7 protein-coding genes are annotated in these 9,239 nt (G+C 64.5%); 6 read left to right on the top strand and 1 reads right to left on the bottom strand.

The annotated features are described in order from the left end of the window. Positions 1–516: 516 nt before the first annotated feature. The 5 genes from ILT44_RS20545 (at position 517) to ILT44_RS20525 (ending at position 7,247) form a co-directional block, all read left to right on the top strand. On the top strand, positions 517–2,553 hold the full coding sequence (locus ILT44_RS20545) for a methylmalonyl-CoA mutase subunit beta (RefSeq protein WP_204241483.1): 2,037 nt from the start codon (positions 517–519) through the stop codon (positions 2,551–2,553). 47 nt (positions 2,554–2,600) lie between these two features. Then, positions 2,601–2,990 carry a hypothetical protein gene (locus tag ILT44_RS20540; RefSeq protein ID WP_204241482.1) on the top strand — a complete coding sequence of 130 codons (390 nt, stop codon included), beginning with the start codon at positions 2,601–2,603 and terminating at the stop codon, positions 2,988–2,990. Between the two features lie 138 nt (positions 2,991–3,128). Continuing rightward, entirely contained in the window at positions 3,129–3,497 is a 369-nt protein-coding gene (locus ILT44_RS20535; RefSeq protein ID WP_204241481.1) for a hypothetical protein, read from the top strand. Positions 3,498–3,733: 236 nt separating this feature from the next. Next, positions 3,734–5,896: a methylmalonyl-CoA mutase gene (scpA, locus tag ILT44_RS20530; RefSeq protein ID WP_204241480.1), complete on the top strand. Its 2,163-nt coding sequence runs from the start codon at positions 3,734–3,736 to the stop codon at positions 5,894–5,896. 184 nt (positions 5,897–6,080) lie between these two features. Then, positions 6,081–7,247 (top strand): family 16 glycosylhydrolase, encoded by a 1,167-nt coding sequence (locus tag ILT44_RS20525; protein WP_204241479.1) that lies wholly within the window; start codon positions 6,081–6,083, stop codon positions 7,245–7,247. A 21-nt stretch (positions 7,248–7,268) separates the two neighbouring features. Here the strand turns inward: ILT44_RS20525 and ILT44_RS20520 are convergent, their stop codons facing one another. Then, positions 7,269–8,285 (bottom strand): alpha/beta hydrolase, encoded by a 1,017-nt coding sequence (locus ILT44_RS20520; protein ID WP_204241478.1) that lies wholly within the window; start codon positions 8,283–8,285, stop codon positions 7,269–7,271. Positions 8,286–8,429: 144 nt separating this feature from the next. On the opposite strand from ILT44_RS20520, the gene ILT44_RS20515 reads away from it, so the two are divergent. Beyond that, positions 8,430–9,188: a DUF3750 domain-containing protein gene (locus ILT44_RS20515; RefSeq protein ID WP_204241477.1), complete on the top strand. Its 759-nt coding sequence runs from the start codon at positions 8,430–8,432 to the stop codon at positions 9,186–9,188. Positions 9,189–9,239 lie beyond the last annotated feature (51 nt).

The following is a 9,239-nucleotide window of genomic DNA, read 5'->3' as shown; positions in this document are numbered from 1 at the left end:
GATTGTCAAGAACAAAATGAGAACGCGCCACCTGCCCTCTCCCCTGTGCGGGAGAGGGTGGCCCTCGCGTCAGCGAGAGTCGGGAGAGGGGCGGTGCGAGACCGATGACGCCCCCTCTCCCGGCTCACTTTCGTTCGCCACCCTCCCCCGCAGAGGGGGGAGGGAGAACCACTGAAACCTCCTTCGAGACGCAGACTGCGTCTGCTCCCCAGGATGAGGGGGAATGGAAGACAAAGACGGGGATCCCCGGACCAAGTCCGGGGATGACGGGGGAGGGTGTCACGACGGATCAGTGTCATTCCCGGAAGGACGCGTAGTGGAGGGGAATCCACAGCACCGGATGTGCATGTCAATCCCCTTCCCTCGCTGACACTCGCCGGGGATAACAGCAACCGTCATACCTGGACCGGGTCGCTTTACGTCGATCCCGCACCCATCCTTTGGGGCATTCCCACCATCCTCTCGTGCCGGTATTGTCCGCGCTATTCGCGCAGCCCTCCTCCGGACGAGGCCTCCATGGACGATCTCTCTCTCGCCGCCGATTTTCCGCAAGCCACTCGCGAGCAATGGCTCAAGCTGGTCGATGGCGTGCTGAAGGGCGCCGACTTCCAGAAGAAGCTCGTCGCCCGCAGCCATGACGGCATCGCCATCCAGCCGCTGTACCCGAAAGCGGAAGGCTCCACCCCCATTGCACGGGAGCAGGCCGGCCGCTGGCGCGTGTCGCAGCGGGTCGACCATCCCGATCCGGAAAAGGCCAATGAGCTGGCGCTCCTCGATCTCGAAGGCGGCGCCGATGCCCTCGCTCTCGTCACTCGCAGTGCCCCCGCCGCACGCGGCTTCGGCGTGCGGATCGACAGCATCGACGATCTCGAAAGGACGCTGTCGGGCGTGATGCTCGACCTCATTCACCTGCGCGTCGATGCGGGCGGGCACGGCCGACAGATGGCCGCGCTGGTGCTGGCCCTGGCAGAACGGCGCGGCCACAAGCTCTCCGAGCTGTCCCTCGATCTCGGCCTCGATCCGCTCAGTGCCATGGCGGCCACGGGCCGGATGTCAGCCTCCTGGGAGGTCATGGCACGGCGCATGGGCGATACGCTCCGTCACCTGACGGCCCAGGGCTTCGCCGGCCGTGCTTTCCTGGCCGACGGGCGCGTCTATCACGAGGCCGGTGCCAGCGAGGCGCAGGAGCTTGCAGCCGTGCTGGCGACGGGTCTCGGCTACCTGCGCGCTCTCGAAGCGCAGGGTCACTCGCTCGATGCGGCACGGCGGACACTCTCCTTCCTGCTCGTGGCCGATGCGGACGAGTTCCTCACCATCGCCAAGCTGCGAGCCTTGCGCCGCCTCTGGGCGCGGGTCGAGCAGGTCTGCGCCTTGGAGCCGAGGCCGATCCGCCTGCATGCGGAAACCGCCTGGCGCATGACCACGCGGCGGGACCCATGGGTGAACATGCTGCGCACCACGGTCGCGGCCTTTTCCGCCGGGCTCGGCGGGGCGGATGCGATCACGGTGCTGCCCTTCACGGCCGCGCTCGGCCTGCCCGATGCCTTCGCCCGCCGCGTCGCGCGCAACACGCAAGCCATTCTGCTCGACGAATCCAACCTCGCCCGCGTGGCCGATCCCGCGGCGGGCGCAGGCGGGTTCGAGGCCCTCACCGATGCGCTCTGCGAAAGGGCGTGGGCACTGTTCCAGGAGATTGAGCGCGAGGGCGGCATCCTGGAAAGCCTGAAGGGCGACGCGCTGCAGGCCCGGATCGCTGCCGTCCGGGCGCAGCGCGAAAAGGCCGTCGCCACCCGCAAGGAGCCGATCACCGGCACGAGCGAGTTCCCCAACATCGATGAGGCGGATGTGGGCGTCCTCTTCCCCTCGCCCTTGTGGGGAGGGGCCAGGGCTGGGGGTGCGGGCGCAGGACTGGACCAACGAAGCGCCGACACCCCCCTCTCCAACGCTCCCCCACAAGGCGGGAGAGGGCAGGACGGCACAACGTCCACACCAGAGACATCCTTCACCACCCTGGTGCAGATGGCGGGACGAGGAACGAGCTTGTCCGAACTCGTCGGCACGGCTGCAGGACCGAGCCCGGTCGGCATCGCTCCGCTGCCATCGATCCGCACGGCCGAACCCTTCGAGCGCCTGCGCGACCTCTCGGATGAGCATCTCGCCCGAACGGGATCCAGGCCAAAGGTGTTCCTGGCCAACCTTGGATCCGCTGCAGCCTTCACGGCCCGCGCAACCTTTGCGAAGAACTTCTTCGAAGCGGGTGGAATAGAAGCCGTCATGAACGATGGATTAACGGATCAGGAGAGCATTAAGACAGCTTATCTTCAAAGCAACGCCAAGCTTTCATGCATCTGCTCCACTGATGAAATATATAAAACTCACGCTCCTGCGACAGCACGTACCTTGCATGAAGCCGGATCGAAACTTATTTTTCTGGCTGGCCGTCCCGGAGAAGATGAACAAGAGCTTGTCGGGTCAGGCATCAGCACTTTCGTATTTGCCGGGTGCGACACCCTCAAGGTCCTGAGCGAGGCTCTCAACGGGAGCATGGCCTGACCGTGGGGTTTTCTCCCGGTCCTTGAAGGTCCGGGAGGATCACGGTTATGACTTTCACGAAGACGACGGCTGTGGCCCTCAGCCTCGGCATGATTTGCAGCGGTGCGGCCTTTGCCGCCCCCACGGACAAGCACGACGGCACCTGGCAGGTGCAGATGGTGACGGAGTCCGGCATCTGCGGCACCAACACCTATGCCATCACGGTCGAGAAGGGGAATGTCCGCTACCACGGCAATCCCGGCGAGACCCCGGCTCAGATCAGCGGACAGATCGCCACCGATGGCGCCGTCAGCCTCGATATCCGCCGCAGCTCCGCGAAGGCTGAAGCCTCGGGCAGCTTGGCGGGCCAGGCCGGTTCGGGCGTCTGGAAGGTCGACTCTTACGGCTGCTCCGGCCGCTGGAATGCCCAGAAGCGCTCCAGCGTGGCTCGCAGCTGATCAGCCGCGCCTTTCTCAAGCCGCTGCATCACCCGGTGCGGCGGTTTTTTTGCGCCTGCGACTGCTCGCCATGAAGAGGAACTCCGCCCGAAACACCCACGTTGGTTCAACCAATTCATCGTGTTCAGGGAGTGTCTGATGCGTAGCCTTTCCTGGCTTGGCGGGGCCGCCATGGTAGCCCTTGTGGCGGCTCCCCAGGCCCAAGCCCAGACGAACCGGTTCGACGGCAACTGGAGCGTGGAGGTCGTCACCGAGAAGGGCACCTGCGACCGGGCCTACCGCTATGCGGTTGTCGTCCAGAACGGCCAGGTCCGCTATGGCGGTCCGGAAAACTTCAACGTGAACGGCCGGGTGCAGCAGAACGGCTCGGTCGCAGCCAGCATTTCCCGCGGCCAGGACCGGGCGAACGTCTCCGGCCGGCTCGCCGGCAGCACAGGCCGCGGCACCTGGACGACCTCCGGCGGACGGGTCTGCTCGGGCTTCTGGAATGCCGAGAAGCGAGGGTGAGATCCTCCCGCGTCATGGCCGTCCCCGGACTTGATCCGGGGATCGGTCCCGGCCATCTCGATAAGGAAAAGCGCGGCGCTCGACGCAATCGAGATCACCGGCACAAGGCCGGCGATGACGAGCATAGGCATCTGCTCAAGCTCTCCAACCATGCGCCGATAGCATCGCGTTGGCGGATGCCCTAGAATAGCCCCCATTCGATCCGTTTTCACCGGCAAGGGCATCCGCTTCAACCCATGACCAGCATCCCGGATTTTTCGAGCGTCGCTTTCACTGATGCTCCCCTGGCATCTTCCTCGAAGCAGGCTGTCGAGCCCTGGCTGACGCCGGAGGGGATTGCGGTGAAGGGTGCTTATGGCCCCGAAGACCGTGCCGGGCTCGATTTCCTCGATACCTATCCGGGCATCGCTCCGTTCCTGCGCGGTCCCTACCCCACCATGTACGTCAACCAGCCCTGGACCGTGCGCCAGTATGCCGGCTTCTCCACGGCTGAGGACTCCAATGCCTTCTACCGCCGCAACCTCGCGGCCGGCCAGAAGGGCCTGTCGGTGGCCTTCGACCTCGCCACCCATCGCGGCTACGATTCCGACCATCCGCGCGTCTCCGGCGATGTGGGCATGGCGGGCGTCGCCATCGACTCGATCTACGACATGCGCACGCTGTTCGCCGGCATCCCGCTCGACCAGATGAGCGTGTCGATGACCATGAACGGCGCCGTGCTGCCGATCCTCGCCCTTTACATCGTCGCAGCCGAGGAACAGGGCGTTCCCGCTTCCAAGCTGTCGGGCACGATCCAGAACGACATCCTCAAGGAATTCATGGTGCGCAACACCTACATCTACCCGCCGAAAGGGTCGATGCGCATCATCTCGGACATCTTCGCCTATACCTCGGCCAACATGCCGAAGTTCAACTCGATCTCGATCTCCGGCTACCACATGCAGGAGGCGGGCGCGACGCAGGACCTGGAGCTCGCCTATACGCTGGCCGACGGAGTCGAATACATCCGCGCCGGCATCGCGGCCGGGCTCACCATCGACCAGTTCGCGCCGCGTCTGTCGTTCTTCTGGGCGGTCGGCATGAACTTCTTCATGGAAGTGGCCAAGATGCGGGCCGCGCGCCTCCTCTGGGCCAAGCTCGTGAAGGGCTTCAACCCGCAGAGCGAGAAGTCGCTGCCGCTGCGCACGCATTCGCAGACCTCCGGCTGGTCGCTCACCGCGCAGGACGTGTTCAACAACGTCACCCGCACCTGCATCGAGGCCATGGCGGCAACGCAAGGGCATACGCAATCGCTGCACACCAATGCGCTCGACGAGGCACTGGCGCTGCCCACCGACTTCTCGGCCCGCATCGCCCGCAACACGCAGCTGTTCCTGCAGCAGGAAAGCGGCACCACGCGCATCATCGATCCGTGGGGCGGCTCCTACTATGTGGAGCGCCTCACCTACGAGCTGGCGCAGAAGGCCTGGGCGCATATCCAGGAGGTCGAGGAACTCGGCGGCATGGCCAAGGCCATCGAGGCGGGCATCCCGAAGCTGAAGATCGAGGAGGCCGCCGCCCGCACGCAGGCGCGCATCGATTCAGGCCACCAGAAGATCATCGGCATGAACAGCTTCAAGTCGACGGATGAAGCCTCCATCGACATTCTCAAAGTGGACAACGCCGCCGTGCGCGCGAGCCAGATCGAGAAGCTCAAGCGCCTCAAAGCCAATCGCAATCAGGCCGATGTGGATGCCGCGCTGAATGCCCTGTCACAGGGCGCGGCGGGCAACGGCAACCTGCTCGACCTCGCCGTGAAGGCCGCCCGTGCCAAGGCGACCGTGGGTGAAATTTCCGATGCGCTTGAGAAGGTCTGGGGCCGTCACCGGGCCGAGATCAAGTCGATTTCGGGCGTGTACAAGCGGGAGGTCGGCATGGCGTCGCCAGCCGTGGAGAAGGTCCGTACTCTGGTGGAAGAGTTCGAGCACGACGACGGACGCCGGCCGCGCATTCTCGTCGCCAAGATGGGCCAGGACGGGCACGACCGCGGCCAGAAGGTGATCGCTTCGGCCTTTGCGGATCTCGGCTTCGACGTGGATATCGGCCCGCTCTTCGCCACGCCCGCGGAAGCGGCGCGCCAGGCCATCGAGAACGATGTGCACATCATCGGCGTCTCGTCGCTGGCGGCAGGCCACCTGACCCTGGTGCCGGAACTGAAAAGCGAACTCGCCAAGTTCGGCCGTGACGACATCATGATCGTGGTCGGCGGCGTGATCCCGCCGCAGGATTTCGACGCGCTGTATCAGGCCGGCGCCTCGGCGATCTTCCCACCCGGCACCGTCATCGCCGATGCCGCCGTGAATCTCATCGAGGATCTCAACCGACGGCTCGGATACGGCCCGAAACAGGCAGCCGAATAGCGCCGCATTTCTATCCCGGATCGCCAAGGCCAGAAACCCGTCAACCCTGCGGTAACCCTCTGAACAATCGGAGAATCTGATCCCGCCTGCTCGGGCGGATTAGACCCTCCGCTTCATTGATCGGTAACATTCCGCATGGGAAGTTTCCTGCAAGACGAGTTTTTAAAGTGATTGCGGGGATCCCATGGCCATTAATCTCGAAGATTATGCGCTGACCTTTTCTGACGAGTTCACGGGCAGCACTCTCGATACCTCGGTCTGGGGCACGAAGTACTGGTGGGGCGGACGCACGCTGGCGAGCAACGGCGAGATGCAGTATTTCGCCGACCGCTCCACCCCGATCGTCCAGCACTATCCGAGCCTCGATCCATTCCGGATTACTCAGGATCCTTACCAATCCGGAGATGGTGTCCTCACCATCACGGCCCAGCCCTCCCCCGATACGAGCCTGACGGACGGCCTGCCCTATGTGTCGGGGCTCATCAACACCTATGGGACGTTTTCGCAGACCTACGGCTATTTCGAGATTTCGGCCCAGGTTCCATCCGGCCAAGGCTTGTGGCCGGCCTTCTGGCTGCTGCCGCAGAGCGGCAACTGGCCGCCGGAAATCGACGTGCTGGAACTGCTGGGCCATGACCCCTCGACCTATTATGTCGGCTCGCACTGGAAGGACGCGACGGGCAAGCACGCCTTCAAGACGCAAGGGATTTCAGCCGGCGTCGATCTCTCGGACGGCTTCCACAGCTACGGAACGCTGTGGACCGCGGGGACGATCACCTATTACCTCGACGGCACCCAGGTGTTTTCCATGGCGACGCCGTCCGGCATGAACGAGCCGATGTACCTGCTCGCAGGCCTCGCCGTCGGCGGAAACTGGCCGGGCGCGCCGGACGGCACGACCTCGTTTCCGGCCGAATTCCAGATCGACTACATCCGTGCCTATGCCCCCACGATCAAGCCGACGATTTCAGGCAACGAGAAACCCAATTCTCTGGTCGGGGACAAGGTCGCAACCGCTCTCAACGACATCATCTTCAGTTATGGCGGAAACGACACGCTCGAGGGCCTCAAGGGCAACGACACCCTGAACGGCGGCGACGGCGCCGATATCTTCATCTACCGGACAGGTCCGACCGGGCACGACGTCATCCTCGACTTCGATCCGTTCAGCGGCGACACGGTGCGCATCACGAAAGCGATTGCCGGTCAGAAGAATTTCGCCGGCCTGTACCGGATGATCAAGGACGATGCATCCGGAGATGCCGTGTTCAAGCTGGCAGATGGCGGCTCCATCACCTTCGACGGCATCAGCAAGGCGCAGCTCAAATACGACGACTTCCTGATCGTCTGAGGGCGATGCAATCGAGCGGCTTTAAGACCGCTCGATGGCCCGCTTGATCACCTGCTGCACTTCCCTGTTCGACAGGAACAGGTCGTGGTTGATGATGCCGCCTCCGAACTCGGAGGCGTCGGCCACGCGCACACCTAAGGCCTCCAGCCGCTCGCGGTCCGCCGCTCCTGCCCTCACGATGCCGCCGGCAAGGCGGCTCGAGACGGCGAGCGCGCGGTCGTTGGTGGAGCTGATGACGGTGATCTTCTTGGCATCCGATCCCAGCCGCTCCAGGCCGCGGGCGAAAAGATCGATGTCGATGTCGGGGGCTGCCAGCACCACCGCGCCGATGCGCTCCATGGCGCTCTCGCCGCCGGAGGCGCGCACCATGCGCAGGGTCTCCAGCGTCAGCAGCGTGCCCATGCTGTGCGCCACGATGTGGATGCGCCCGCCGCTCGGGGTCTTGGCGATGGCAGTCAAGAGATCCTCGAGGGAATCGCGGGACCACATGGCGCTCTCGCGGTCGGCGACATAGCTGAAGGTCGAGGCGGCCGATGGCCAGGTGAAGAGGCCGGTCACGCCCGCGAATTTGATGCCTTCTGAGAGATCGACCGTCGAGGTTGCGGCCGTCTCGAAGCTTTCCTTGTAGCCGTGGATGTAGAGCAGCAGGTCGCGGCCGAAAGCGGCTTGCGCGAAGGCCTGCGCCGCGTTGCTCCGGTCGACATTCTCCACCTTCGCGATGCTCCAGTCGCTTGCCGTCACGCGGCTGAGGAGCGAATCCGAAGGAGGCGTCAGGCGCGCCTCCGCGAAGATCAAGTCCGCGGATCGCTCGCTGCTGAACCAGGGTTTCTTGGGCGGATCGCCCACCGGGAGCCGGGTGGTCGCGACAAGCAGCTTGGGATCCTTCTCGATGCCTGTCTTGAAGGATGCGGGGCTGACGAGCGCCGAATCCTCTCCGACGCAGCCGGACAGGGCAAAACCGGCAAGGCAGACGAGGGCGAGGCGGGACAAGGAGAAGCGCATGGGCCTTAAGATTCGAGAGGGGATGAGGAAGGTCATGCTGTCTTGCCCTCGATCATGGCATGCGCAAGGCGAAAACCGTGCTGCAACCCCCACTCGTGCCGGATCGCGGTAAAGCATTGGTGAACGAAGCCGCAGGCTCGGCGCCTTGATGCGGGCCGAGGCCGAACGTACTTTCACACCATGCTCGTCGCTCTCTCCCGCATTCTCCTTGTCATCGTTGCCCTTTTTCTTATTCCCCTGGGGGCTCATGCGCTCTGGTGGACCATGCGCGAGGATATCGCGCCGAACTGGCGCGGCGCCGACTGGTCGAGCGCGCAACTCCTGCCGGCAGCCTCCGAAGCGCCTCAGGCCATCGTGGCGGTCTATGCGGCGCGGGTCGGGCGCTGGCGCGGCATCTTCGCACACCACACCTGGGTGGTCGTGAAGGAGGCCGGCGCCAGCACCTATACCCGCTACGACAAGGTCGGCTGGGGCAGCCCGGTGCGAACCAACGGCTGGGTGCCGGACGGACGCTGGTTCGGCAATGCGCCCCATCCCGTGGTCGTCATCGAGGGGATCGAGGCCGAACGCCTGATTCCGCAGGTGCGGAAGGCGGTGGCGAGCTACCCCTATCAGACTTTCGGCGCCTACAACGCCTGGCCCGGCCCGAACTCCAACACCTTCGTGGCCCATGTGATGCGCTCGGTTCCCGAACTCGGCGCGGCCTTGCCGCCCACGGCGCTGGGCAAGGATTGGCAGCCCTGGCGGGACATCGTGGGCCTCACCCCGAGCCGGACCGGCATCCAGATCTCGCTCGGCGGCTATGCCGGCATCGCTCTGGGCTGGATCGAGGGAATCGAGATCGACTTCATGGGCCTCGTCGCCGGGGTCGATCTGCGCCGCCCTGCGGTCAAGATTCCCGCCTGGGGAAGAATCGGGATGGACCCGATCACGTGGTGAAAGCGCGACCAGGACGCTCCTCTTGCTTTTCTTGAGGAACGCATCGTTGCG

The organism is Microvirga arvi, from assembly GCF_016892765.1.
GTDB lineage: Bacteria > Pseudomonadota > Alphaproteobacteria > Rhizobiales > Beijerinckiaceae > Microvirga > Microvirga arvi.
Note: the sequence above shows the minus strand (reverse complement) of the source record. Positions and strands in the feature narration are given on the sequence as shown.